At 50.9% G+C, this 26217-nt stretch carries 21 protein-coding genes and 2 tRNA genes; 1 reads left to right on the forward strand and 22 read right to left on the reverse strand.

The annotated features are described in order from the left end of the window. Positions 1 to 2: 2 nt before the first annotated feature. The 21 genes from NSB25_RS06450 to argS form a co-directional block, all read right to left on the reverse strand. Complete coding sequence (locus NSB25_RS06450; protein ID WP_103238578.1) at positions 3 to 4316, reverse strand: efflux RND transporter permease subunit; 4314 nt, start codon at positions 4314 to 4316, stop codon at positions 3 to 5. 138 nt (positions 4317 to 4454) lie between these two features. Beyond that, positions 4455 to 5072 carry an RNA polymerase sporulation sigma factor SigH gene (sigH, locus tag NSB25_RS06455; RefSeq protein WP_103238708.1) on the reverse strand — a complete coding sequence of 206 codons (618 nt, stop codon included), beginning with the start codon at positions 5070 to 5072 and terminating at the stop codon, positions 4455 to 4457. Positions 5073 to 5143: 71 nt separating this feature from the next. Beyond that, complete coding sequence (gene rlmB, locus NSB25_RS06460) at positions 5144 to 5887, reverse strand: 23S rRNA (guanosine(2251)-2'-O)-methyltransferase RlmB (protein WP_103238577.1); 744 nt, start codon at positions 5885 to 5887, stop codon at positions 5144 to 5146. Between the two features lie 52 nt (positions 5888 to 5939). Further along, the gene (locus NSB25_RS06465) at positions 5940 to 6365 is read right to left on the reverse strand and encodes a Mini-ribonuclease 3 (protein ID WP_103238707.1); all 426 of its coding nucleotides are present in this window, start codon (positions 6363 to 6365) and stop codon (positions 5940 to 5942) included. A gap of 44 nt (positions 6366 to 6409) precedes the next feature. Next, positions 6410 to 7831, reverse strand: coding sequence for a cysteine--tRNA ligase (cysS, locus tag NSB25_RS06470; protein WP_103238706.1), 1422 nt, complete (start codon positions 7829 to 7831; stop codon positions 6410 to 6412). 221 nt (positions 7832 to 8052) lie between these two features. Further along, complete coding sequence (cysE, locus tag NSB25_RS06475) at positions 8053 to 8727, reverse strand: serine O-acetyltransferase (protein WP_103238576.1); 675 nt, start codon at positions 8725 to 8727, stop codon at positions 8053 to 8055. 120 nt (positions 8728 to 8847) lie between these two features. Further along, the gene (locus NSB25_RS06480; RefSeq protein WP_172454978.1) at positions 8848 to 9015 is read right to left on the reverse strand and encodes a hypothetical protein; all 168 of its coding nucleotides are present in this window, start codon (positions 9013 to 9015) and stop codon (positions 8848 to 8850) included. A gap of 140 nt (positions 9016 to 9155) precedes the next feature. Further along, positions 9156 to 9689, reverse strand: coding sequence for a 2-C-methyl-D-erythritol 2,4-cyclodiphosphate synthase (ispF, locus tag NSB25_RS06485; protein WP_103238575.1), 534 nt, complete (start codon positions 9687 to 9689; stop codon positions 9156 to 9158). A 50-nt stretch (positions 9690 to 9739) separates the two neighbouring features. Next, positions 9740 to 11602, reverse strand: coding sequence for a DEAD/DEAH box helicase (locus tag NSB25_RS06490; RefSeq protein WP_242982325.1), 1863 nt, complete (start codon positions 11600 to 11602; stop codon positions 9740 to 9742). A 29-nt stretch (positions 11603 to 11631) separates the two neighbouring features. After that, positions 11632 to 12162, reverse strand: coding sequence for a GNAT family N-acetyltransferase (locus tag NSB25_RS06495; protein ID WP_330406055.1), 531 nt, complete (start codon positions 12160 to 12162; stop codon positions 11632 to 11634). Between the two features lie 118 nt (positions 12163 to 12280). Then, positions 12281 to 12354: transfer RNA gene (locus NSB25_RS06500), tRNA-Met, on the reverse strand. A 22-nt stretch (positions 12355 to 12376) separates the two neighbouring features. After that, positions 12377 to 12449, reverse strand: a tRNA-Val gene (locus NSB25_RS06505). A 72-nt stretch (positions 12450 to 12521) separates the two neighbouring features. After that, complete coding sequence (locus NSB25_RS06510; protein WP_103238574.1) at positions 12522 to 14210, reverse strand: TROVE domain-containing protein; 1689 nt, start codon at positions 14208 to 14210, stop codon at positions 12522 to 12524. 267 nt (positions 14211 to 14477) lie between these two features. After that, the gene (locus tag NSB25_RS06515) at positions 14478 to 15455 is read right to left on the reverse strand and encodes an aromatic acid exporter family protein (protein ID WP_103238573.1); all 978 of its coding nucleotides are present in this window, start codon (positions 15453 to 15455) and stop codon (positions 14478 to 14480) included. A gap of 100 nt (positions 15456 to 15555) precedes the next feature. Then, on the reverse strand, positions 15556 to 17196 hold the full coding sequence (locus tag NSB25_RS06520) for a M56 family metallopeptidase (protein WP_103238572.1): 1641 nt from the start codon (positions 17194 to 17196) through the stop codon (positions 15556 to 15558). Beyond that, on the reverse strand, positions 17197 to 17556 hold the full coding sequence (locus tag NSB25_RS06525) for a BlaI/MecI/CopY family transcriptional regulator (RefSeq protein WP_172454977.1): 360 nt from the start codon (positions 17554 to 17556) through the stop codon (positions 17197 to 17199). It lies immediately after the preceding gene. A 101-nt stretch (positions 17557 to 17657) separates the two neighbouring features. Further along, positions 17658 to 18467 carry an ABC transporter ATP-binding protein gene (locus NSB25_RS06530; protein WP_103238571.1) on the reverse strand — a complete coding sequence of 270 codons (810 nt, stop codon included), beginning with the start codon at positions 18465 to 18467 and terminating at the stop codon, positions 17658 to 17660. After that, positions 18464 to 19459, reverse strand: a complete 996-nt coding sequence (locus NSB25_RS06535) for a FecCD family ABC transporter permease (RefSeq protein ID WP_172454976.1) — start codon at positions 19457 to 19459, stop codon at positions 18464 to 18466. Before NSB25_RS06535 ends, NSB25_RS06530 begins: the two co-directional genes overlap by 4 nt. Then, the gene (locus tag NSB25_RS06540) at positions 19449 to 20435 is read right to left on the reverse strand and encodes an ABC transporter substrate-binding protein (protein ID WP_103238569.1); all 987 of its coding nucleotides are present in this window, start codon (positions 20433 to 20435) and stop codon (positions 19449 to 19451) included. Before NSB25_RS06540 ends, NSB25_RS06535 begins: the two co-directional genes overlap by 11 nt. Before the next feature lie 53 nt (positions 20436 to 20488). Further along, positions 20489 to 23056 (reverse strand): FAD-dependent oxidoreductase, encoded by a 2568-nt coding sequence (locus NSB25_RS06545; protein WP_103238568.1) that lies wholly within the window; start codon positions 23054 to 23056, stop codon positions 20489 to 20491. A gap of 88 nt (positions 23057 to 23144) precedes the next feature. Beyond that, positions 23145 to 24911 carry an arginine--tRNA ligase gene (gene argS, locus NSB25_RS06550; RefSeq protein ID WP_103238567.1) on the reverse strand — a complete coding sequence of 589 codons (1767 nt, stop codon included), beginning with the start codon at positions 24909 to 24911 and terminating at the stop codon, positions 23145 to 23147. Positions 24912 to 25181: 270 nt separating this feature from the next. Here argS and NSB25_RS06555 point away from each other — a divergent pair, with 270 nt between their 5' ends. Next, positions 25182 to 25520: a hypothetical protein gene (locus NSB25_RS06555; protein WP_103238566.1), complete on the forward strand. Its 339-nt coding sequence runs from the start codon at positions 25182 to 25184 to the stop codon at positions 25518 to 25520. 8 nt (positions 25521 to 25528) lie between these two features. On the opposite strand, the gene NSB25_RS06560 is transcribed toward NSB25_RS06555, so the two are convergent. After that, entirely contained in the window at positions 25529 to 26191 is a 663-nt protein-coding gene (locus NSB25_RS06560) for an epoxyqueuosine reductase QueH (RefSeq protein WP_103238565.1), read from the reverse strand. Positions 26192 to 26217: the final 26 nt, after the last annotated feature.

Consider the following 26217-nt stretch of genomic DNA (forward strand, 5'->3'; position numbering starts at 1 on the left):
GCCTACAATTCCGGCTCAGCCAATTCCGCGCTCCCTTTCTTTTTATCCCGGTTGAACAGGTCATAGATGCAGGGAATCACGATCAGTGTCAGCAGTGTACCATAAAGCAGTCCGCCGATGGTAACCACCGCCATGGGTCTGGCCATCTCCGCTCCCATATCGCTGCTGAACACCATGGTGGACAGCGCCAGAATGGTGGTCAGAGCTGTCATCAGCACAGGCCGGAGCCTTGTACGGCCCGCAGTGAGAATCGCCTGACGTTTTTCAATACCGCTTTCCCGCAGCTGATTCATATAGTCAATAATGACGATACCATTGTTGACTATGATTCCCGCCAGCATGACAAAGCCTATCATGGCAATGACGCTCACTTCACTTCCTGTGACATACAGCCCCAGAAATCCTCCCGTGAACGCAAGCGGAATGGTGAACATGATGATAAACGGAGATTTCAGCGACTGGAACTGTGCCACCATAATCAGGTACATAAACAGAATGGCCAGTATCATCATCAGCATAACCTGTTCCATGGCATCCACAATTGTCTCGTTTTCACCTGAAAATACCAGCCTGTATCCTGCCGGCAGTTCGTAGCCGGCCAGCTTTTCCTCCACATCACCGGACACAAGTCCCACATTATATCCCTCTGCAATGGCGGCGGACACGGACACATACCTTGTCTGGTCCGCGCGGCTGATGGATACAAATGCTTCCGTTGTCTTAAAAGAGGCAAGTTCTGACAGCGGCACTTTCACCTTTTCTCCTTCTTCATCAGTGCCTTCTATCTCCAGATCCTTTACCAGTTCCCTGGTCAGTTCAAGGTCTCCTCCGTTCATGACATAGACATTATAGTCCTTATCGGCGGCAACCAGTGTAGTGGCACTGCCTGCTTCCGCCAGTCTGGCATAAATCTGCGTATATACCTGAGCCACCGTAAGTCCGTAATGCACCGCTTCGTCCCGGTCAATGATGATTCTCAGCTCCTCATCCGCATCTTCCAGCCCGTCGCTGACATCGGCGGTTCCTTCCACGCTCTCCACCACCGCCGCCACTTCTTCCGCAATGCTCCGCAGCGTGTCCAGATCACGGCCTCTCACCTGAATGGAGATACCGCTGCCGCCCATGGCGCTCATGTCCATACTGGATGTATCAATGGTAATCTCCGCCTCCAGATCTGCCGTTTTCTCTCTGATCATACGGGCAATTTCTTCATTGCTCCTCTTTTTGTCTTCTCGGGTCACCACATAAATGGTGGCCAGATTACTGCTGCCGCTACCTCCGCCGCCCATCACGGACATGGCAGAACTGCTGGACATGGCTCCCACATTCTCCACATCCTCTATGGACAGAATGGCTTCCACCACCTTATCCGAGATTTCTCCTGTCTCTTCCAGTGTGGCGTCGTCAGGAAGTGCCACATTCACCGTCAGCTGTGTGGAATCCATATCCGACATAAAGGCAGTTCCGTTGGTAAAAGCCAGCGCAATGCTGCCCAGAAACAGTCCCAATACCAGAATCAGCACCAGCGGTTTCCCCTTCAGCGACAGTTCCAGCAGTCTTTCATAACCTTTCGTCATTCCCTCGAATAATCTGCCGCTCTTCTGCTCTCTGGTCCTGACCAGCATCTTCGATGACATGGCGGGAACCACGGTAAGCGCAATGGCCAGACTGGCAAACAGCGAATAGGCGATTGTCAGCCCCATATCCACGAACAGCTGTCTGGTAATCCCTTCCGTAAATACAATGGGAAGGAATACACAGACCGTAGTCAATGTGGAGGCGGTAATGGCGCCCGCCACTTCTCTGGCCCCTTCCATGGCAGCCTCCCGCACCGAACTTCCCTCACTTCGCAGTCTGTATATATTTTCTATCACCACGATGGAATTGTCCACCAGCATACCGATTCCCAGCGCCAGTCCTGACAGAGAGATGATATTCAGCGTCACTCCGCTGAAGTACATACATACAATGGCAGTCACCAGACTGACGGGAATGGAGAAAGCCACCACAAGCGTAGGGCGCAGATCCTTCAGGAACACCAGAAGAATCAGTATCGCCAGCGCCCCGCCCACCAGGATATTGTTGAGGATGGAATCCATGACCAGATCAATATAGATTCCCTGGTCCATCAGCTTTATCAGGGACAAATCGGGATTCTCCTCCATCAGCTCTCCGAACCGTTCTCCCAGAGAATCCGATACCTCGCCGGTGGAATAGCCCGTCTGCTTCTGAATACTCAGCATAACACCCGCACTGCCGTCCACATTGGTATAGATTTCTGCGGAGTTATCGGTGTAAAACACATCCGCCACATCTCCCAGCGTGATTACGGGCACACCGTCCATGTGCAGATCCATCAGAGGCAGCGCCTGCAGCTCCTCCACGGTGGAAGGCTTATCTCCCACACGCACCATATAGCTGATGCCTTCCTCGGTTACATAGCCCGCCGGCATGGAAAAGTTCTGAGCTGTGAGAAGATTTTTTATCGTATCAACTGTAAGGATTTTGGTCATGTCCGCCTGTTCGTATGCCTCTGCCTTCGCATCCGCCAGCTGCTTTTCCCCTTCTTCCAGCTGCTTCTCAGCGTCCTTCAGCTGTTCTTCGGCATCCTCCATCTGCTCCAGACCGCTTTTAATCTGTTCCTCTCCCGTCTTCAGCTGGGACTCCGCCACCTCCAGCTGGTACTCTCCCATGGAGATAGTCGCCTTGCCGTTGGCAAATTCAATGGCCGCCGCCATCTGTCCCTTTTCAATGGCAATCAGACCGCTGTTGATGTCGTTGATAGCCTGTGCCAGGTCCGTGATATTCTGCTTTTGCAGCATTTCATTGACCATCGCCACATATCCGTCATAACCCAGGCCGCTGGTCAGCGCCGCCAGCGCCGATTTCATATCTTCATACTTCACCAGAATGTCGCCATTCTGCTCCAGCAGCTCAAGCATACTCCCCGCAGCCTCTTTGGCTGCCCCCAGCGCGGTCCCTACCACAGTGGTGAGCTGGGTGATTGCTTCCTCATCCGGTATGACGGACTGGTCGGGAATTCCGTTGCTGAAATCTATCACCGGATACCAGCGGGGCAGCGCTTCCTCCGCGGCAAGAATGCCGGCAAGCTGTTCGCTGACACCGGAAATCAGCGGCAGTGCCGTGTTGCCTCTGAATTCTGCCTGCAGCTTGTCAATATTGTCACATGCCCTTCCGAAATCTCCGATAATTGCCACTCCCTCCGGAGTGGCAAAAGAACCGCCGGCTTCCAGCAAAGCCATGGCTCTGCCCAGCGCATCCGCCCACTCGGTCATATATGTAGTATATCTCGTCAGATACTCCCCGTCCCGCAGCACTTCCAGGCTGCCTTTTTCCTTCTCTATGACGCCGAACTGTTCCACCGCGGATGCCATCTGCCCGATACCGTCATTCAGCTGTTTCGCTGTGGCAAGGTTTGTCTGGATTTCTTCCAGCTGTGCCTTGGCGCTCAGCAGAGAGTTTTTCTGAACTGCCAGCTGATTGTTAATTGCCTCCTGCTGATTCTCCAGCTCCTGCCTGCCGTCTTCCAGTTCTTTCCTGCCGTCCTCCAGCTCCTTCTTTCCATCTGCCAGCTCCTTGCGTCCGTCCAGAAGCTCCTTTTTGCCGTCCGCCAGTTCTTTTTTGCCGTCTTCCAATTCTTTTCGCCCGTCTGCAAGCTCCTCTTCCGCCTCTCGCATCTTCTCATCGATGGCAGCGTACACTTTCCCGTTGACAGCATCCACTTTGTCCTGACGGATAATGACATTCACGCTCTCTTCCAGAAGGCCTGTGGCACTGACACTGGCCACCCCCTCCAGGCTCTCCAGCTCCGGCATGACACTTTCCTGCACATATGTACTGATCTGCGCATTATCCATGCCCTCCACGCCCACGGCGGCAATCATCACCGGCAGCATATCCGGATTCAGTTTCATGATGATGGGATTCCCCACCGAATCGTCCCAGTAGCTTTTAATCTGGTCCAGATTCTCCCGTATCTCCAGAGATACCGCATTCATATCCGCTGTCTGGGCAAATTCCAGAATCACCATGGAATAGCTTTCATTGGAAACCGAACTGATACTCTCTATATTGCTTACCGTAGCCATGGCCGCCTCTACAGGCTGTGTCACCACAGACTCCACCGTCTCCGGATTGGCTCCCGGGTAAGTAGTCATGACTATCACATAGGGAAGGCTGATATTGGGCAACAAATCCGCCGTCATTCTGGTAAAAGACACAATGCCCAGAATAATGGCCAATACCACTCCCACCAGCACTGTATATGGTTTTTTCACACTGAATCTGGAAATCATTTCCGTTCCTCCTGCCGTCCGACCAGTCAGTCGGTTTTCTGCCGTTGATTATATGCCCGATTTTTTGTCATGTCAATAAAATGAATCTGTCCCTTTTATAAAAAAACAATTAAAAAGTCCGGCTTTTACACCGAACTTTCACAACATTTTTCTGATTTTCGCCTTCAGACGCTGCAGGGCGTTATCTGTGGCCTTTTCATCCCTGCTCAGCACCTTTGCTATCTGTGTATAACTCATCCCTGTGATATAAAGGTCGAGAACCTGTTTCTCAAAGTCGCTGAGCTCCTCCTCTATCATACGCTCCAGATAGTCCACCCGCTCCTTGTCCAGAAAAAGCTCCTCCGGGTTCCGCTTTGTTTTGTCTGCCAGCAGTTCCGTCAGATGCAGTCCCTCTCTGTCATCCCCGGTTTCTTCCCAGTCCAGAGACACATAAGTATTCAGCGGAAAATGCTTCTGTCTCCTGGAGGCCTGCACCGCCGTGTACATCTGACGGTTAATGCACAGCTCCGCAAAGGAGCTGAAGCTGGCATCCCGCCCGGTGTCATAATCCCGCACTGCCTTAAACAGTCCTATCATGCCTTCCTGAATCAGGTCTTCATTGTCCGCCCCCAGAATGAACATGGACTTCGCCTTGCTGCGCACCAGATTTTTGTATTTGTCACAGATATACTCCATGACAGAGGTTTCTCCCCTGCGGAGACGGTCAATCAGCTCTCCGTCGCTGTATTGTCTGTAATTTGCGTATCTGTCCCCCATATTCCTTCTCTCGCCGCCTTTTATATCCATCCGTTTTGCCGTATACACTTATCCGAGGCAGAACTTCCCTTTTACGCCAACCCCCGCTGTCTCACAATCTCATAGGCCAGCACGCCTGCCGCCACGGAAGCGTTCAGGGAATCAATATTTCCCTTCATGGGAACAGCCGCTGTCATGTCGCATTTTTCCTTCACAAGGCGGCCCACGCCTTCTCCTTCGCTGCCGATGACAAGTCCTATGGGGCCTTTCAGATTCAGATCATACATGGTGGTACCGCCCATATCGGCACAGACGAACCACAGTCCCTCTTTTTTCAGCTCCTCAATGGTTTTCGCCAGATTGGTGACTTTCGCCACCGGAGTATAGTTCAGCGCCCCGGCGGAAGTTTTCGCCACAGTGGCAGTCAGTCCCACCGCCCGGTTCTTCGGGATGATCACTCCATGGGCCCCGGCCAGATTGGCGGTACGGATGATAGCCCCCAGATTATGCGGATCCTCAATATTGTCCAGCAGAATCACAAAGGGCGGCTCCTGTCTCTCCTGCGCCGCCTTCAGAATCTCCTCCACGGACGCGTATTCATAGGCGGCCGCCACGGCAACCACACCCTGGTGCTTTCCGGTTCCGGACAGCTGATCCAGACGCTCTCTGGTCACGTATTTAATCAGCGTGCCCTGTTTTGCAGCTTCTCTCTTAATGGTCAGAACAGGTCCGTCCTGGCACCCGTCCAGAACGTAGAGCTTGTCCACAGTCCTGCCCGAGCGAAACGCTTCCGTCACCGCATTTCTTCCCTCAATCGTAAATTCTCTGTATGCCATTTTCCCTCCATTCTACAGCAGATGACTGTCCATCTGCCGCCCTCTGCGGAAATTACAGGTTCTCGATATCGGCAGCCTCGATACCCTTCCGCACCAGCTCCAGAATCCGCTCCATATCGTCCTTTAAATACAGCCAGCCCAGCACCGCCTCAAAGCCGGTGGCCTTCTTGTAATCCGCGGGAGAGGCATTTTTCGCCATAGTGTGAGGCTTGGCATTTTTCCCCCGCTGGTACACTGTCTGTTCTTCCTGCGTAAAATGCTCCTGCAGCGCCGTCACAATCCTCGCCTGCGCGCCGGCACTCACATATTTAACCGTAATATGATGCAGAATATTGGCAGGGCGGTTCGCCTTCTCCACCACCGCCGTCCGTATAATCAGGTCATACACCGCATCTCCGATATAGGCCAGCGTCAACGGCGAATAGCTCCTGATATCCTGACATTTGCCGTGAAAAATCTCCCGGATCATCGACGGCATACTGACAGACTCCCTCTGCCCCTCTGCCGTTTGCTGCTCCCTGTCTATGCTTTCTTCCACTTCACACCCTCTCTGGTATCCTCCAGAATGATACCCTTCTCCAAAAGCTCCGCCCGGATGGCGTCCGCCTTTGCAAAATCTTTCTCCTTCTTCGCAGCCCTGCGCTCTTCGATCTTCTCCAGAATATAAGCCTCCAGCTGTGCATCCACTTCATTTTCCGCCTCCCTGTCCGCGTGGGCCGTGGTTAAATCCAGAGAAAGCACTTTGTCAAAATCCTCTGCCAGCGCATATTTTGTGGCATCCGACATATCTTCCTTCAGCATATCATAGAGTACGGTAATCGCCATGGACGAATTCAAATCGTCGCAGAGAGCCGCCTGAAACTTCTGCCTGTAGGCATCAAATTTTTCTCTGTCCGTCTCTCCTTCTTTCTTCAGGCCTCCGATTCGCTTCACCAGCTTCTCATATGCAACCGCCGTATTGTCCAGTATTTCATAGGAAAATTCCAGCGGCTTGCGGTAATGAGACTGGAGGCAGAAGAAACGATAGACTCTCGGGTCATACCCTTTGGACTCCAGCAGAGACACCGTGAGAAAATCCCCTTTGGACTTGCTCATTTTTCCCGTTTTGTCAGTGAGATGATGCACATGGAACCAGTAATTACACCATTTATGCCCCAGATAAGCCTCGCTCTGAGCGATCTCGTTCGTATGGTGAGGGAAAATATTGTCCACACCGCCGCAGTGAATGTCCATAAATTCGCCCAGATGCTTCATGCTGATGCAGGAGCACTCGATATGCCATCCCGGATACCCCACTCCCCAGGGGCTCTCCCATTTTAAGGCCTGGTCTTCGAACTTGGACCTTGTAAACCACAGCACAAAATCATTCCTGTTCTTCTTGTTGGCATCTTCCTCCACATCGTCCCTAACTCCCACCAGAAGTTCCTTCTCACTCTGGGAGGAAAATACATAATAGTCATCCAGTCTGGATGTGTCAAAATAGACATTGCCGCCGGCTGCATAGGCATATCCTTTTTCCAGCAGCACCTCCACCATATGGATGAACTGGGAAATACAATTAGTGGCAGGCTCCACCACATCCGGCGTCCTGATATTCAGCTTTGCACAGTCTGCAAAAAAAGCGTCCGTGTAAAACTTTGCGATCTCCATCACTGTCTTGTGCTCGCGCTTTGCACCTTTCAGCATCTTATCCTCCCCGGTGTCCGCATCGGAAGAAAGGTGTCCCACATCCGTGATATTCATGACACGCTTCACATCATAGCCCACATAGCGCAGTGTTTTCTCCAGAATATCCTCCATAATATAGCTTCGCAGATTCCCGATATGCGCATAATGGTAAACCGTGGGGCCGCAGGTATACATGGACACTTTTCCGTCCGTATTGGGGACAAAAAGCTCCTCCTTTCTGCTTAGGGTGTTGTAAAACCGTAATTTGTTCTCCATTTTTTTCTCCTTATTATATTGTTCCGTCTTGAATTCTTCTCTATTTTTAGTTCCGTTTCGAATCATTTCATGCTTCCTGTGGGAGAAATTTCCAGCTGCTCAGTCCGCATCTGTAAATTCTCCCCGCATGAAATTCTTCTCTAATGTTTTAGTTCCGTTTCGAATCATTTCATGCTTCCTGTGGGAGAAATTCTTCTCTACTGTTTTAGTTCCGTCTCAAATCATTTCATGCCCTCACTGCGGATAATTTTCAGCTGGCGTTCCAGCTCCAGGATTCGGTTTATCATCTCCGAATTGGCCCGCCGCAGATTGGCGATATCTTCTTTCACAGGATCGGGCAGGTCAGTCTGGTTCATAGTCTCCTGTGGCAATGCCATATTATTGCGTTTCACCACTCTCCCCGGTACTCCTACCACCGTGGACCCGGCAGGTACCTCGCTTAAAACCACACTTCCCGCACCTATCTTGGAATTGTCCCCGATGGTGAAGGAACCCAGCACTTTGGCACCGGCACTGATCATCACATTGTTGCCTATGGTGGGATGCCGCTTCCCATGCTCTTTGCCTGTGCCTCCCAAAGTCACCCCCTGATACAGTGTCACATTGTCTCCGATAACAGTGGTCTCTCCAATGATAACTCCGTTTCCGTGATCAATAAAAAAGCCTTTGCCGATTCTGGCGCCGGGATGAATCTCTATGCCAGTCTTTCTCACGCCTCTCTGGGAAACCCATCTGGCCCAGAAATAATGTCCCTTCCGATACAGTCTGTGCGCAATCCGGTAATGTATCATCACCTTGAAGCTGGGATATAGAAATACTTCCATGGCGGAATGAATCGCCGGGTCCCGCTCTCTGACAATCCGGATTTCTTCCGTAATATTGCTGATAATCCCCATAGTCCACCCCCTGCCTGTAATCATGCAGATACAACAAAAAACGCGGAAAAGTCCGTCCTAGAGACGAATTTATCCGCGGTTCCACTCTACTTAAGGGTCTTCACCCTTCCCTCTGCACGTCTAACGCACGCCTGCGTATCTGCCTAACAGCCTTTCTCTCAGGATTCCTGCCGGAAATTCCCGCACCTTCAGACCTTCGACAAATCTGCTCCCGGACGCACTTCCTTTTTCCCGGATGGAGACCGCTTCCAGCCCTTTCGGCAGTCCCTCTCTGGCACCCTGATACAATGAGACTGCCGCCAGTCCTCATTGTCGAAAAAAGTACTCTTTCCGTTCTCTGCATTTTCCATATTTTCAGGCAAATATCTGATTCCCTATATTAGAATATGCAAAATCAGAAATTCTGTCAATGGTTTTATAAAAGATTCTTATTTTTTACACCCGCTGCAGCCTTCGCAGCCACCGGACATCGGTATTGTCGTCAAGTCAAAGGGACTGCTCAACAGGCATACCGCCTGCGCCGCTATGCCTTCTCCTGTTCCGGTAAAGCCCAGTCCTTCCTCTGTGGTAGCCTTTACATTGACGAACTCCGTTCCGATTCCCAGAGCCGTTGCGATATTTTCCCGCATTGTCTCGATATAAGGACGCATTTTAGGCGCCTGCGCCACAATGGTGGAATCCACATTTTCAATGATAAACCCTTTTTCATGCAAAAGAGTTCCCACCTTTTCCAGAAGTATCAGGGATGAAATTCCCTTATAAGCAGGATCGCTGTCCGGAAAATGTCTGCCGATGTCTCCCAGCGCCGCAGCCCCCAGCAGGGCATCCATAATAGCGTGCAGCAGAACATCCGCATCCGAATGTCCCAGCAGTCCTTTCTCACAGGGTATCTTCACTCCGCCAATCACCAGCAGTCTGTCTTCCACAAGTCTGTGAACATCATATCCCGTTCCGATTCTCATTCCACACCAACCTTCATGACACTTTATACGATTTCATTTACTGTTTATTCTTAATTCTTCCTGTCTCTTTTCTTCTTTTTGGAAAAGGGAAATGTCAGCCCCTTCTCGCTGCCGTCCATTCTCACATCCTTTGCTCTGGCCACACGACTTCCGTCCCGCTCACGGCGTCTGCGGCTGTCTCTGTCTTCCTCGCCGTTCCGGTTTCTGCGGCTGTCACGTTCCTGCTCAAATCCGCGTCTGCGGCTCTCCTCCCGCTCCCCTTCATGTCCGCGTCTTCTGCGGCTGTCGCGCTCGTCCTCGTATCCCCGTCTGCGTCCGTCTTCTTCTCCTCCGCGTCTGCGCCGACTGTCACGGTCATCTGTCCGCCCGTATCTTCTCCTGTCTTCCTCACTTCCACGGCCCCGTCGACTGTCGCGGTCATCTGTCCGCCCACGTCTTCTTCTGCCGAATCTGTCCCGCTCTCCCCGGCGACTCTCATAGTCATCTGCCTCTATCTCCGGTCCCTTGTCACCGATTTGATATTTCAGCATCACTGCCGCCAGATCCAGCGCATCACACGCCTCCGCTTCCATCTTCCGCTGGAGATAATGCTTCATGAGCTCAATGTCTTCATGTTCGCGCAGCTCCCAGGCCCGGTTCAGATATTTATCAGCTTTTGCCTTCAGCACTTTGGATGCCCCCGGCAGCTTCTTCTCTTCAATCGTAGTGTGGCAGAAATGTTCCAGCTGACGGACACGGTAAATCTCTCTGCCGCTGACAAATGTAAAGGACTTCCCTGTTCTGCCCGCCCGTCCCGTTCTGCCGATGCGGTGTACATAGTACTCATTGTCCTGAGGAAGATCGTAATTGATAACCGCCTCCACATTGTCCACGTCAATTCCCCGGGCCGCCACATCTGTGGCAATCAGCATATTGGTGCTGCCGTTTCTGAAGCGGCTCATGGCCACATCTCTCTGATGCTGGGACATATCCCCATGAAGCCCCTCCGCCTGGAATCCGGCTCTCTTCAGCACCTCCGCCAGCTGATCGACCTTTACCTTCGTATTACAGAATATCAGACAGAGCTTCGGCTGATAATATTCCAGCAGACGGATGCAGGCTGCATCCTTATCCTGACTTTTCACCTTATAATATCTCTGGGACACCAACGGTATGGTAAGCTCTTTCGTGGCTACCTTCACCAGTCTGGCGTCCTTCTGGAAGCGGTTCGCGATTTCCAGAATCGGCTGCGGCATAGTCGCCGAAAAAAGAGCCGTCTGATGCGCATTGGGAATCTCGCCCAGTATCAGCTCCATATCTTCTCTGAATCCCATATCCAGCATTTCATCCGCTTCGTCCAGCACCACCATATTGACATGCTCCAGCTTAATCGTGTGACGGCGCATATGGTCCATCACACGCCCCGGTGTGCCCACAACAATCTGCACTCCCCGCAGACCGCTGATCTGTCTGCCGATCTCCTGACCGCCATATACCGGAAGCACTTTGATTCCCTTCATATATTTCGCTATATTGCGGATTTCCTCTGACGCCTGCATGGCCAGTTCTCTGGTAGGACAAAGAATAATGGTCTGCAGCTTCTTCAAGTCCGGATCAATTTTCTGCAGAGCGGGAATGGCAAATGCCGCCGTTTTCCCCGTTCCGGTCTGGGCCTGTCCGATAATGTCCTCTCCCTGCAGCAGATAGGGGATGGCCTGTACCTGAATAGGCGTGAGCTTTTCAAAGCCCATTTCTCTCACAGCATGTACGATACGCTCATCCAGAAGAGGCTCTATGGTGGCCAGGCTGTCCGGCTCCGGCCCTTCAATCTCCAGGCCTTTCCTGTCTGCTTGATTCTCATCCGTCAGAGGCGTTCCCATGCCTGCCTGCCCTATAACGTTGTCCAGTCCCATCAGTGCTTCCAAATCACTCATAAAAAATTACCTCATAATCCTTTTCATCATCACAATATTTTTTCCATTCCAATCTTCTGGGGCTTCAGCCCGCATTTCTCATAAAATGCTTTTGCCGCCGAATTGCATTCCCACACGTTCAGGGTCAGATTGTAGCAGCCTTCCCTCCGGGCAAACTCCAGCACATACTCATATATCTTTCTGCCTATATTTCTTCCCCGCAGCGTCTCGTCCACGCACAGGTCATCAATATACAATGTCCGAATGTCTGTCAGTATATTGTTGTCAATATGCTGCTGAAATACACAGAATGCATATCCCAGCACTCTTTCTTCCTCATCCACAGCCACAAATACCGGTCTGCCGGCATCGTGCAGTATCTCCCGAAGTTCCCGGTCCGTATATTTTTTGGTATTGGCTTTAAACAAATCCGGCCTTCCGGCATTGTGAACCGCCAAAACCTGATTCAGCAGCCTGTTAATGCCTGCCATATCCTGTTCTTCCCCGCGTCTGATTCTCATTTCTCCCGCGGCCATCTCTCTCCCCGACACCTGCGTTCCCCTCGCTTTCCTCTGTACCAAAGCAGATCTTCGGTGCTCTGTCAGCTGCTGCGCACAAAACAATAGAATCCACGCAGCGCGTGGATTCTATTGTCATAAACAAAAGCCTGAAAACGATGCTGTCTTCAGACTTTTCAAATAGCGAGAGGGGGATTCGAACCCTCGACACTGCGGGTATGAACCGCATGCTCTAGCCAACTGAGCTATCTCGCCATGTATACAACTTTCGTTGAAATGGAACCTATAGGGCTCGAACCTATGACCCTCTGCTTGTAAGGCAGATGCTCTCCCAGCTGAGCTAAGATTCCGTCTTAACGATTGTCCACACAACCGACTTTGTTAGTATACAATGAGAAGCTTCATTTGTCAACAAATTTTTCTCAAAATTTTTCCATATTTTTCTCGTCCCATAAATCTATCATCTGTCTGGCAAAACTGAGTTCTCTGCCGGTCCATCCGTACAGAATACAGGTGCGGTAAGCATACTCAGGAATACAGACATTATTGTACCCCGCAGTCTGAATGGAAAATACATTTACACGGGGATTTACTTTGCGCCTGTAAGCAAGAATCAAATCAAATACATTGATATAAGTTCCCTGGCCACATCTGCCACGATTGCAGCTGTAACCCAGCTCCTGGTATTTCTTCCTCTGTGCCCCGGTTCCATACAGTCCGCCGTGTCCCGCCTGCTGATCGGAATAGATGAAAATCTGATCCCAGTGTTCTTTCTTTTCTATGGCATGGAAGAAAAATTCCCAGATACCGCCCTCTGTGGAACCGCCCACATCATTGTTCATACCGGCTGATATCTCCTGGCACTGACGCAGAATATGTCCCCGCCCGGAAATCGGATAAATCTTCAGCCTGTCGCCGAACTTGCCCACATATCCTTCCTCGGAAGCCGCAGCCGCCATTACGGAAGAAAGGTTATCGATGACAGCCACCTGGACGCTTCCGTACTCCGAGGGAATCGTGCCCCAGGCCGATCCGGAATTGTCCGACAGGCACATGGTTTTTCCCTGAAATACAGGCAGGTTCTTCATGGACAAATCCATACATTCCTCCAGCGCATCCATAATCTGGGGCCGATGGGCACAGGTACTCTTTTTCACGGCCTGCCAGGCGCTGTAATAACGGAAAGGAAACTGCCTTCCCTTCTCCACTCCGCCCTTCAGTCGTTCCAGGTATTCTCTGCAGAATTCCCGGTCCTCCGTCTCCTCAAATACGCCCCGAAGATTCCTGATGAGCGCCATATGTCCCATGGAGACCTGCCCGAAAATCTCTCTCCAGCCCATGCCTTCTGAGCGCATGTTCTCCCATGTCTTCTTCTGCGCCGGAAGCTGCAGATTTCCTGTCTTCATGAATTCGTCAATCACGGCGGAATGCGCATGGGTAATCCGGACGGCATCCTTCAATCCCATTTCGGCGTTTTTATATTTCGCCGCCTCGTAAGCGTCCATCTGTTCCAGACGCCGGGCCAGTGCACGCTTCAGAATGCTGGGCATTTTCCGCTTCCCTTGATTGCAATAGAGGAAATAAGCCAGCTGAGACAATGCATCGTCTCCCCGACTCATCACCTGCCGCTCAAGAGCAGGGAACAATCCCGGATTCTCCTGGGTAAACTTCTTCCTTGCAGGATGCAGCGCAGCTCTCACCATGATAACCTGCGGATTCAGGCGCATATAAAAGTCCTGCCTCAGCGACACGGCCCAGCGGAGCGTTCCCTCGAAATCTGCCGTCAGAGCCTCATCAACGGCATTTTCCATGATTTCTGTGGTGGTATGTCCATCCCATTCATCCGCAAAAAGCAGATATCCCTCCAGTAATTTACAGTGTTCAAACAGGGCGTCCCTCACCGCACCTTTCAGTCCCCCCGCCCTGTAATAAGAAGGTTCTCCGAAAACAGAAGACGCTGTGACCATTTTCAGTGTGTCCAGCGGATTTATCTGATATGATTCCCCTCCCATAAAATTTTCTACTGTTGTATACTTCCTGGACAAGCCCAGGACTTCCCGAAAACGACTCAAATCCATCACCTCCCCGGCAAGCTGTTCAGACGCTTCCATACCCCCATTTATCTCATATCACAAAATGCCCCGAGAAAAAGTCGGAAACGGTATGTCGTGCTCTACCATTGAGCTACTGCCGCTTTCACGACAGATGGGAGTCGAACCCATAACAACGCGATCCCAAATCGAAGTAACCGTTTCCTGCGCATCGGGGCAACATTAATTATCCTCTGAAAAGGTCTGTTTGTCAATCCTTTTTCATTCTTTTACGCCATCAGGGTTATAACTGATTGTTATTTAATGCAAAACCGCGATTTGTAACTGTCACTGTGCTTCCTGCCCGGCCATATAGTCCCGTTTCAGCTCCAGCAGACTTTTCAACTGCATCAGAATATGAAACAGAATGGCTCTGGCCTCGAATTCGTCTCTGCTTACAGGCAGCTGCTGCGCCTTCATCTTTAAAAGCAGTATTTCCAGCTCCTTCAGAAGTGTCTCCACTGTATTTTCTCTGTGATAATCCCGCTCAATCTGTCCCAGGAGAGCTGCCACCTGGGCGGCCTGTTCCGGCAGATACTGTATCTTCAAAATATTTTCATAAATATCCCTCAGAATTACGCTCTGTCTTCCGCGCATTTTAACATAGTCCAGTTCCCTGAAATCTCCTGTGAACAGAGCGTTATCATAATTTGCCACGGCACAGCGCTTTGCCGCCTCCAACGCCTGTTCCAGCTTTTCAAAGCAGTCCGATCCATATCCGTCCCTGTCTTCTCTTGGCAGCCACAATGACATTCTGTGAAGAATTCCCCGGATCTGACTGTCTGCCTCTGCCGCCAGACGGTCAAATTCTGACGTCTTTCTGCGGAGATGAAGATTCACCAGAATGCCCAGAGATGTTCCGATCACAAACAAAAGAGCTTCATTGACCAGAAGCGGCACTTCCATGGAGCCTTCCGTCATAAAATGTGTCACCAGAACGGAATCCATGGCGATGGCTTCCGTCCAGCCGGCGCCCAGGCAGAGCAGGGCAAACAAAAACAGATACACAGCAAACCCCTGAAGGTTGTATCCAAATATTCGAAAACACATGGCTGAAAGCCCTGCGGCACATAAAAAGGCCAATGCCCTGTTTCCCGCACTTCGCAGGGTCTCTCTCTTCGTATTTCGTATGCTCAGAACCGTGATAATTCCCGCAGTCGCAGAATATTTCAGCCCCAGTTCTCCCGCAAGAGCAATTGCGGCGACAGCAGCCGCCGCAATCTTTACGCTGTGAATCAGTCTCTTTTTCCAGTCATCATGAAACATATCCGCTGTCTTCCCTCACAATCCCATCCATTTCTGTGTCAGTTCCGCCGTCTGCTCCCAGGTCCATGTCTGCCGGGCCATATTTTTTACCTGCAGCAGATTATTTTTCTTCCGTCCCGACCTCTGTCTCCATGCCATAGCTGCGCATCTTGTACTGTTCCAGCTTTCTGGTTCGCTCATCATATTCCTGATCCCCTGCGCGCCATACGGTGAGAGAAGTCACTTTGCCGAATCGGTCTCTCTGCACGGAGATGTCCACATTTCCCTCTTCCCTGCTCTGATAAAAGCCTAAGATTCTGTCCTCAAAGGTGCGGACCGTCTCATTCTGATAGAGCCAGAAGCCATCCTTTTCCTTTGTAAGTCCGAAGGCCCCGTACTCTGCTTCCGCTTCTTCCGGGCTCAGAATCAGACTTAATTCAATGGAAAACGCAGTTCTCTCCACCCCGAATTCTTCTGCCAGCGCCGTACGGATTTCACTCTCCAGTATTTCCGGGTCGCCTGTGGTATCTTCTCCCAGAACACTGAAAACTGCCTCTTCCGCCCGTTCCTGTGCATTTTTTCCCAGAGAAAGCTCCCGTGTCATCCGGACGTAACCTCCCCAGTGGCAGTTGGAGCTAAAGCAATAAGCCGTCAGTCGGGCGGAAAAAGGAGCCTGTCCTCCGGTGGCAAATGCCACGGTACTTCCGAAGGTGAACAGCACGGCCAGCATAATGACGAAGACAGTGGCTTTCCTGTAATGAACAATGTGCTTCACCCGCCTCTCCACCTCTGTTTTGGAAAAGGCGCTGTAAAGAAGTGAATTGCGGTTCCCTGTGATGGCCATGGAGAGCAGACTGAACGCATAGCTTTTTCTCTCTTCTTCACCGCACAGTTTAAGCACCGCTTCGTCACACGCCGTCTCCAGGTCAGAAGAAAGACATTTTGACATGAGCCATACCACTGGATTGTACCAATGTACGACTAATCCTATCAGCATAATGCATTTCAGCCAGTTGTCTCTGCGTCTGATATGCATGGTCTCATGAACCAGAATATGCCGCAGAAGTTCCTTATTGCCGAAATCCATCCGCGTGGGCAGATAAATGCGCGGATTCCTCAGACCGCATACCAGCGGGGAGGCAATTTCATCATTTGTAAACACCAGCACATGCCCCATGTCCATCTCCCGCAGCATGGCATTCACCGTCTCATTGTGCTCCATGAGCAGTCCGCTCTTCAGCTTCCCTGCGTAATCATATTTCTGCCATCCCAGAATCACGGCCGTTACCACAAGCCCCAGAAGATAAACGGATGGCAGCACATGCCGGGGAAAAACGCCCCTGTCCCCGGAGAAGTCCCCTGCCCAAGCAGAACCCTGCTCGCTGCTGCTCACCGTTCCCGCGTCTTCCTTCACTGCATCAATATCCCTGACCTCGCTCGTTTCTACGCTTCCGGTATTTTCTGCCGCCCCTGCCAGAACGGCCCTGTCCTCAGAAAGCACAGCAGCTTCTGCCTCCCGGGTCAGCTGCTGTTCCAGAAAACGAATAGACAAGAACGGATTTTCAGGAACCGGTAAACTGAAAGGGCTGCTGAGAGAAAAGGGCACCAGCAGGCGCAGGAGCACTACTCCCCAGAGCACGGGAAACACAAATTTGGGCATCCTGTTTTCCAGCAGTACCCGAAGCAGGATCACAATTGCAATCATAATCGTTCCATAGAATGCCATATAGACAAAAGGCATATTCATTCCCAAATGCAGCATTTATTTCGCCTCCTCTATCATACGGGCCAGTCGGACGGCGTCTTCCTCCGATATTCCCTGATTCTTTAAAAAAGATGAAAAAAACAGCTCGCTGGAACCGCCGAACATTTTGTCAATCAGCTGCTCCGTTTCACTTTGCGCCACTTCCTCTCTTGTGACCAGCGGCGTGCACAGAAACCCCGGTTCCGTCCGCTCTACGGCTCCCTTTTCCATGCACTTTTTAATAACTGTGTAAGTGGTATTCTTGTTCCATCCTATACGCTCTGACAGCACGTCCACAATATCTTTGGCATATTGAGGTCCCTGTTCCCACAGAACTTCCATCACCTTTAATTCCGAGTCAAACAGCTTAATATTCACAGATTCTCCTTTCCGGTACCTTGTGTTTTTCCATAAAAGCAAAATAGGACTATTGCAATAGTCTGACGTCATATACAGACTATCACAATAGTCCAGCAGTGTCAAGCGCTATCTGAACTCTTAAATGTTTTTTCTGATTTTCCGCCAAATTGCGGCATCTCATAATAATATTGCAAACCTGTATCCGTCCGGCAGGAATTCACACTGACCCCGTAAAGCTTTTCAAAAGTCTCCGACACCAGTATCTCCTCCGGCGTTCCCCACCGCAGAATCCTCCCCTCCTGAATCGCCGCGATTCGATCAGAAAGCTGCAGGGCAAGCAGAATATCGTGCAGCACCAGAACAATTGTTTTCCCGTTCTCCGACAGCCCTTTTATCATTTCTGCAAATTTTATCTGCTGTCCGATATCAAGATATGCAGTGGGCTCATCCATGACTATGACCTCCGCCTGCTGTGCCAGGGCCATGGCAATATAGACTTTCTGCCGCATTCCCCCGGACAGCTCGGACATCTGCTTTTCTGCCAGATTTTCAATTTCCATCTGCTTCATGGCTTCTTCGGCAATCCGGAAATCCGTCTCTGTGTATTTCCTGGGATAACGCAGATAGGGAAATCTCCCGTGAAGAACCATACGTCCTGCCGTGATATCAGGAACGTTTTTCCCCTGTGACAGATAGGCGATCTTCCTGGCAATTTCCGCACGCCCCATTTCCTTTATGGAAATGCCGTCAATCCGAATCCCGCCGCCCCACAGGGGCAGAAATCCCAGAATCACCCGCAGCAGCGTACTTTTTCCGCTGCCGTTGGCACCGATGAAAGTGACGATTTTCCCCCTGGGAATCTCCATATCTATACCGTGCAGAATCTCCTGTTTCCCGTATCCGGCAGATACTTTCTCCAGTTGAATCATCCCAATCCTCCTCTGTAACGCACCAGCAGGACCAGAAATACCGGACCTCCCACCACTGACATCAGAATCCCCACCGGCAGCTCATAGGGCAGGAACAGCAATCTGGCAGCCAGATCACAGAAGGTCACAAATGCAGCCCCGGACAGCGCACACAACGGCAGCAGTCTGCCGCTTTCATTTCCCGTGAACCTGCGGACAAAATGCGGCACAATCAGTCCCACAAATCCCAGCAGCCCTGAAAAGCTCACCGCCGCCCCTGCAAGCAGTGCCGCCAGCACAAGGAAAATCATCCGATACCGTCCCACGGCCAGCCCCACTCCCTGTGCAGTCTCATCTCCCAGAGTCACGATATCCAGCTCATTGCACAGAGAAAACAATCCGGACAGCGCCAGCGAAATCAGTACGGCGGCGGGAAATAATCGTGTGAAGGAGACAGCTGAAAAACCACCCACCCGAAAATCAATACTCAGCATGGCAAGGTCCGTATCCAGCACTGTCACCGATTCGCAAATGGCATTCAATATACTGTTCAGAGCCACGCCGCTTAAGATTACAGTTGTTTTGGAAGCGTTCATCCGACGGGAAAACAGAAAAATCAGAAATATACTGACAAGGCTTCCGGCAAAGGCAGACAGGGAAACGGCATAGCCGGACAAAATGCCTCCCGCACCGCAGAGCGTAACACCCAGTCCTGCCCCCGCATTGACACCGATAACTCCGGGAGATGCCAGCCTGTTGGCCAGTACATTCTGCAGCACAGCTCCGGACACCGCCAGCGCGGCTCCGGCAAGAAGGGAGGCAAAAGTCCGGGGCAGCCTGGCATAGAGCAGAATGCTCCGGTTCACATTTCCCTCACTTCCCTGCAGAATTCCGAAAAGCTCTCCGGGAGTAAAATGTACATTGCCCAGGCAAAGGCTTAAAACTGTCACGAGCAAAACCGCCAGAATCCCGCCTCCCAGAAGCATTCCCGGGGTCCTCCCTTTATTCCGCATACAGAATCTCCTCCAGCTTTTCATAAGCCTCCGCCCACCGGGCGTTCGGTTTCAGATTATAGAGATGTTTATCCAGAATATGTACCCTTCCGTTCTTTACCGCATCCAGTTCTCCCCAGAGAGGATTCTCCTGAAACATGGCGTCAATGTTCCGCTTTGTTCCCTCTATATCATCTCCAGACTGGACAATCAGAATCAAATCCGGATTCTGCAGTAAAATGCTCTCCACACTTAATGTTTCCAGAAGAGAGTCGTCCGTGTCCGCAATATTCACACAGCCGAACTTCTCCAGCATCTCTCCCAGCACATTGTCTCTGTTGCTTTTGGCCCGGATACTTGTGGCGGAAGCCCTCATGTACAGAACACTCCCCGGAGTATCCCCCTCTCTTCTGTCCAATATCTCATCTATTTCTTTCTGGATATCTGTTCCGTACTGGGTATAGCGCTCTTCCTGTCCCGTAATCCCGGTACAAAGCTTCAGCACACGCAGATAATCCTCAAAATCAGACACATCAAAATATGCTGTGGGAATCCCTGCTCCCTCCAGAGACTGCTGCCACTCCAGATGCTGGCCTGTATTGGTGCTGGCAATCACAAAATCCGGGTCTGCGGAGAGCAGCAGCTCCAGGCTGAGCCTCTTTGTCTCTCCCAGATTCACCGTATCCTCCGCCAGGGCCAAGTCGAAATCCTCAAAAGCGTCTTCCGGGGCGGCGCACACCTGCCCGCCCGCCAGAATCCACATGTCCGCATAGCTTCCCAGCAGCACTGCCACCCGTTCCGTGGAGGAGACCGTCACATCCCGCCCCAGATCATCTGTGAAAGTATATCCGCCGTTTTCCTGGGCCTGCGGCTCCTTTTGTCCGCAGGCTGTCAGCCCGACAGGCAGAAGAAGCAGAATCAGGCGGATACATCCGCACCGAATCAAATCCCTTATCTCGTCAAGGTTCTTTCTTTTTTTCAGAGATGCACCCATCATTCCACTCCTCTCATATTGCCATTTTTCTTCCGCAGTACCGAAAACACTTTTTCTCAGCAGGTGGCGCCGCCTTTCACTTTTTTCTCCAGAACTGCAGTTTTATCGATTTCGGCATGGAGCAGTTTGTCCTGCACATAGTCAAATCCCAGACGATTCACCGTATCCGCAAAGCGTTCACCTGTGATACCCTCATCCCGGAAGAACAAAATGGCCCTCTCCACCGTATCCAGTACCTCTTCCTCGCTGGTGAACAGCTTATCCAGAGGACGTCCGTTGGCAATTTTCTTGCCCCATCTGCCGCCGATATAGATTCTGTATCCGTCAATATATTCCTCTGTGACGCCAAAAGGACATTTCCCCTTACAGCGACCGCAGCCATTGCAGGCACCCCCGTCCACTTTCAGCATTCCGTCTTCCACTTTTGCCACTTTCACCGGACAGGAAGTCTCCACCTGACATTTTCCGCAGCCCCTGCATTTGGAGTAATCGAACATCGGCACTCTCTGTCCGATGATGCCCAGGTCATTCAGGTCCGGCTTTACACAGTTGTTGGGACAGCCTCCCACCGCAATCTTGAATTTATGGGGCAAAGTCACCTGATGATACCCCTCATAGAACCGTTCATGAATCTTCCCGCTCAGGTCAAAGGTATCAGTCAGTCCGTACTGGCAGGTGGTGCCCTTGCAGGAAACCACAGGGCGCACCAGGGAACCCGTGCCGCCGGTCTCCAGATGGTGTTCTGCAAGGAAGGCAATCAAAGGATCAATATTTTCATAATGCACTCCCTGGATTTCCATGGTGAGGCGGGTGGTCATGGTAATCTCGCCGCTTCCGAACCGTTCCGCCGCCTCCGCGATACAGCGATGCTCTTCCGCGGTAATCTTGCCGTTCCTGGTGATGACGCGGACATTGAACACGTCCCCATACCGCTTATCCTGCAGACACCCCAGTCCTTTCACACGTTTAATCTCCTCCGGGGGAAGTTTCCCTCCCACAGGAAGCGCTTTTTTAATTGTATTGAATGTAGATCCGCCTTCCAGAACACGGGTATTCGTAAACCCAAGAGCGCGAAGCTTATTCTGGGTGAGATATCCCCTCTTTCCTCTTGCACAGACCAGCAACAGCTTTTCCTCTCTCGCATGCTTCTGTGCAAAAGCCTCCGGTCTGGCCAGGTCAATCCACTCTCCGCCGGGCAGTGTGGAAGCCGGATGGGCATCTATCAGCCGATACTCCTCCGCCGCGCCGGACGCATATTCCGCAGGTGTAAAGGATGCCAGACGCCCGCTCATTTTGTTCACCAGTATACTGCATGCTGTCGCAAAAGGATGAATCGCCGTGGAAAAAGGCGGCGCATAGGCAAAATCCATGGTGATAAAATCTTCCGCTCTGCTCCCCATGGAAAGCCCCACAACGGCAATGTCCGCCATTTTATCCACTGCACCTCCCCCGATTACCTGCATGCCCAGCAGTCTGTGACTGTCCGCGTCGGCAATCAGTTTTGTAATAAACATACCTGCATCAGGGTAATAATGAGCCTTGTCATCTGTGACACAGAGTGCGGAAATCACCTGATATCCGGCTGCCTTTGCCTGTTCTTCCGTCAGTCCGGTCCTGGCCGCGTTCAGATTATCCGCAAGCCTCACCACACCTGTGCCCAGACAGCCCTGGTAGGAGGTCTCTTCCCCACCCAGATTCAGCGCCAGCGCTCTGCCCGCAATGTTGGCTGTAGAGCCCATGGCGGACCACTGTGGCTTCCCGGTGATACGGTTCCGCACCAGACAGCAGTCTCCCACAGCATAAATATCCGGCAGATTTGTCCTCTGATATTCATCTGTAAGAATGCAGCCCCGGTCCATCTCCAGCCCGGTGTCTGCCAGGAATCTCGTGGCAGGGCGGATGCCTGCCGCCAGAATCACCATATCCGCAGGCAGAACTCCTGTACTTGTCTGCACATTGCTTACGGCTTCCTCCCCGCCTATGGCATTCAGCCCCGTTCCCGTTAGAATCCGCATTCCCTTTTCCTGGAGTCTGCGCCGTATGTAATCCGCCATTTCCCCATCGAAAATATTGGGCATCAGCTGAGACGCCATATCCAATACAGTCACGGAAATCCCTCTTGCCATAAGGTTTTCCGCCACCTCCAGACCGATAAATCCGCCGCCTACCACCACAGCACGCTTACATGCCTTCTCCACAGCATACTTTCTGGCACTTATGGCATCCTCGGGAGTCCGCACGGAAAAGACACCGGGGAGAGACGTGCCCTCCACCGGAGGCACCGAACTCTCTGCGCCCACCGCAATTACGAGTTTGTCATAACTGACCGTCTCGATTCCGTTTCCCTGCACCTGAATGGTTTTCGCCGTGGGGTCAACTGCCACCACTTCACTCCCTGTGTGAACTTCAGTTCCCGTAAGCCCCATAAATTTCCGGGGCGTGTTCACTATCAGTTCCCCCTCCGTCTCAATGGAACCTCCGATATAGTAGGGAAGGCCGCATCCCGCATAGGAAATGTCCTTTCCCTTCGTGTAAATGACAATCTCATCCCCCGGATTTTCCCGTTTCAGTTTCGCGGCAGCCTTTGTTCCTGCCGCCACACCGCCGATTATGACTACTTTCATGGCGATACTCCTCCTTCCTGATTCCGCTTGTTTTCCGTTTTGTCTCCAATCCCTCTGCTGATATTTTCTCAGCAGTTTATTATACGAGTCACATCTTCTCAGGCGCAGAAAATCCCAGAAGATCGATGCAGGTCTCCAGTACATCCCTGGTAAGCATCAACAGGGCAATCAGACTCCGGCGCCTGTCCTCATCTGCCTCTGCCAGAATTTTTGTCTCATGGTAAAAATGATTGAACGCATTGGCCAGATCATAAATATAGGCACACACTCTGTGCGGGGCCTTCTCTTCTGCAGCATTCATCATCATAGTATTGAACTGTACCAGAGCCATTTCCAGCGCTTTCTCCGATTCACTTCCCGCTTTCAGGAACATGAGCCCTTTCATTTCTCCTCCCTGTTCCTGATATTTGTTCAATATGGACTTGATTCTGACAACTGTATAAAGGATATAGGGGCCGGTGTCCCCCTCAAAAGAGGTAAATCGGTCAATGTCAAAAATGTAGTCCTTGGCGGCCTGGTTGGACAGATCGCCGTATTTCAGAGCGGAAATCGCCACTGTTTCCGCCGTTTCCTTTGCTTCCTCCTCGGGCATTTCACGTCCTTCCCTTATTTTCCGGTACATTTCATCTCTGGTCTCCCCAATCAGATTCTCCAGACGCATTACCCCTCCGTCTCTGGTTTTAAAGGGTTTTCCGTCACTGCCGTTCATGGTGCCATGTCCGAGGAATTTCAGAACAGTTTCCGGCTTCACCAGTTTTGTCTTGCGTGCACAGCGGAATACCTGTTCAAAGTACAATTCCTGACGCTTGTCCGTAATATAAATAATCTCGTCCGGAGCATACAGACGCATACGTTCCATAATGGTGGCCAGGTCCGTGGTATTATATAGAGAAGCCCCGTCTGACTTCAGAATCATACAGGGCGGAATCTCCCTGGTATCAGTCTCCTCCTTCACATCCACCACCAGCGCACCCTCACTGATGTGGGCGTACCCATTTTCTTTCATATAGGTTACCATCTCCGGAATCAGATCGTTCACATCACTCTCACCTTTCCAGAGGTCGAATTCCACATTCAGACTGTCATAATTTCTCTTCAGATCCACTTTGGATATATCCACGATTACCTTCCACAGAGCACGATATCCCCTCACACCGGTCTGAAATTTACGAGTTGCTTCCAGAGCTCTGGCCCTGTACTCCGGGTCTGCCTTTGCCTTGGTGCTGGCAAGAGGATAGATTTCCGCGAATTCAGCCTCGGTAACAGGCGGTTCTTCCGGATATGCACCGTCATAGCTTTCGTCAAAGTAGAGCAGATCCGGTTTTCTCTCCTGCAGCTCCGTAATCACCATTCCGATAGGAGTGCCCCAGTCTCCCAGATGCACATCACCGATAACCTCATGTCCTGCGTACCTGCAGATGCGCTTGATGCTCTCCCCGATAATCGCCGGACGCAGATGTCCCACATGCAGAGGCTTCGCCACATTGGCCCCGCCGTAGTCAATCATAATCTTCTTCGATTTTCCGGGCATTTCCAGACCAAACTTCTCTTCTTCTGCCATTGTCCTGACCATATCCAAAAGAAATTCTTCGGAAACCCTCAGATTCAGAAATCCGGGTGCCACTGCCGCAGCCTCCTGAAAGACAGGGCTGTCTCCAAGTTGAAGCGCTACTTCATTTGCAATCATAATGGGCGCTTTTCTGTATTTTTTTGCCCCTGCCATAGCACCATTACACTGATATTCGCACAAATCAGGACGGTTAGACAACGTCACCCTGCCGAGAGAAGCCTCGTATCCTGCCTCTTCAAATGCCTTTCCCATTTCTTCTGATAATAAATCCAAAATCTTTTTCATTCTGACTCTCCGTTCTTTTTGTTTCGTTATTTTCCTGTATTTTTCTACTATACCCTAATTTCCTGCGTCCTGCAACAAATTATTTCGTCCTGTACTGACTGTATTCTGCATAAACGTTTTTTCGTTCCCCATTTTTCAAAAAAGTTCGTGACTCTATATACCGAATCTGCTATAATAAATTTGTTCCTGTCACAGAACACATCCGGATGTTCATCTATCGCATTATAATTCATCTGCGATAACAATTCACAAAAAAAGGAGGTATACAGCATGACAAACAGCGAATTATTGCTTGCCATATCTGATATGATGGATACTAAGCTGAAATCCGAGCTGAAGCCCATCAAAGAAGATCTGCAGGCGGTAAAAAGCAGATTGCAGACAGTGGAAAAAGATTTGCAGGACATGAAAGAGGATAATCAGGTACTCAATGACAGACTTGACAACGTCGAGAACAGACTTGACAGAATCGAGGACAGGCTCGATAAAATGGAGACCAAAGTCCATCGCATAGATCTCCGTCAGGAGACTCTGTTTTTGCCGCGGCTGAATAATATCGAAGCCTGTTATACCGATACTTACCACCGCTACAGAGCTTATGCGGTCTGACTCTGCCATTATTGTAAATCTGCTGATTTCTTATTACGTATATCCCGCTGCATTTTGGAATATGTACAGCCGCAGTAATCCTGCCTGTATAAGTCATAGCGTGCGGACAATTCGACAGAGCGTTTATATCCGTCTCTTTTCTTGAAATCAGAGGGAAGCCAGGCAATTCCGTACTCCTGAGCCATATCATATCCGATTTCGTTTAATTTTTGTGCGTTTTTTAACGGGCTGATGGTGAGTGTGGTAGTAAAATAATCATATCCTGCCGCGGCACCTCGTTTTGCCGTTTCTCTCAGCCGTATCTCATAACATCGAAAGCATCTGGCGCCGCCTTCCGGGCAATTTTCCAGACCTTTTGCCGCTTCCAGAAAACGCTGTGGTTCATAATCGCCTTCTTCCACAGAAATCGGATAGCCTTTCTTCTCATGGTTATAGGATGCTATCAGCCTTATCTGCTCGGCAACCCGCTTTTGGTACTCTTCTGATTCGGATATATTGGGATTAAAATAGAATACGGTAATCTTAAAATATCTGCACAGGTATTCCAGCACATAGCTGCTGCAGGGCGCACAGCAGCTATGCAGCAGCAGCGCAGGTACAGATTTTTTGTCTGTACCTGATACTTTATCTATGATTTTCTCCAGTTCTTTCTGGTAATTCTTCTGATTCATATTCAGCCTGCCTTTCGAACGATTTC

It is taken from the genome of Acetatifactor muris (assembly GCF_024623325.1).
In the GTDB taxonomy this organism is placed as follows: domain Bacteria; phylum Bacillota; class Clostridia; order Lachnospirales; family Lachnospiraceae; genus Acetatifactor; species Acetatifactor muris.

Excerpts from the sequence above, each read along its gene's own strand:
- cysS (WP_103238706.1), bottom strand. The coding sequence starts at position 7,831 with ATGGAGAACAAATTACGGTTTTACAACACCCTAAGCAGAAAGGAGGAG.
- NSB25_RS06535 (WP_172454976.1), bottom strand. The coding sequence starts at position 19,459 with ATGCGGAATAAAGGGAGGACCCCGGGAATGCTTCTGGGAGGCGGGATT.
- NSB25_RS06450 (WP_103238578.1), bottom strand. The coding sequence starts at position 4,316 with ATGATTTCCAGATTCAGTGTGAAAAAACCATATACAGTGCTGGTGGGA.
- NSB25_RS06510 (WP_103238574.1), bottom strand. The coding sequence starts at position 14,210 with ATGGAAGCGTCTGAACAGCTTGCCGGGGAGGTGATGGATTTGAGTCGT.
- NSB25_RS06540 (WP_103238569.1), bottom strand. The coding sequence starts at position 20,435 with ATGATGGGTGCATCTCTGAAAAAAAGAAAGAACCTTGACGAGATAAGG.
- NSB25_RS06520 (WP_103238572.1), bottom strand. The coding sequence starts at position 17,196 with ATGCTGCATTTGGGAATGAATATGCCTTTTGTCTATATGGCATTCTAT.
- NSB25_RS06560 (WP_103238565.1), bottom strand. The coding sequence starts at position 26,191 with ATGAATCAGAAGAATTACCAGAAAGAACTGGAGAAAATCATAGATAAA.
- argS (WP_103238567.1), bottom strand. The coding sequence starts at position 24,911 with ATGAAAAAGATTTTGGATTTATTATCAGAAGAAATGGGAAAGGCATTT.
- rlmB (WP_103238577.1), bottom strand. The coding sequence starts at position 5,887 with ATGGCATACAGAGAATTTACGATTGAGGGAAGAAATGCGGTGACGGAA.
- NSB25_RS06515 (WP_103238573.1), bottom strand. The coding sequence starts at position 15,455 with ATGTTTCATGATGACTGGAAAAAGAGACTGATTCACAGCGTAAAGATT.
- cysE (WP_103238576.1), bottom strand. The coding sequence starts at position 8,727 with ATGGGGATTATCAGCAATATTACGGAAGAAATCCGGATTGTCAGAGAG.
- NSB25_RS06490 (WP_242982325.1), bottom strand. The coding sequence starts at position 11,602 with ATGAGTGATTTGGAAGCACTGATGGGACTGGACAACGTTATAGGGCAG.
- NSB25_RS06530 (WP_103238571.1), bottom strand. The coding sequence starts at position 18,467 with ATGATTCAACTGGAGAAAGTATCTGCCGGATACGGGAAACAGGAGATT.
- NSB25_RS06545 (WP_103238568.1), bottom strand. The coding sequence starts at position 23,056 with ATGAAAGTAGTCATAATCGGCGGTGTGGCGGCAGGAACAAAGGCTGCC.
- NSB25_RS06555 (WP_103238566.1), top strand. The coding sequence starts at position 25,182 with ATGACAAACAGCGAATTATTGCTTGCCATATCTGATATGATGGATACT.
- sigH (WP_103238708.1), bottom strand. The coding sequence starts at position 5,072 with ATGGGGGACAGATACGCAAATTACAGACAATACAGCGACGGAGAGCTG.
- ispF (WP_103238575.1), bottom strand. The coding sequence starts at position 9,689 with ATGAGAATCGGAACGGGATATGATGTTCACAGACTTGTGGAAGACAGA.
- NSB25_RS06465 (WP_103238707.1), bottom strand. The coding sequence starts at position 6,365 with ATGCCGTCGATGATCCGGGAGATTTTTCACGGCAAATGTCAGGATATC.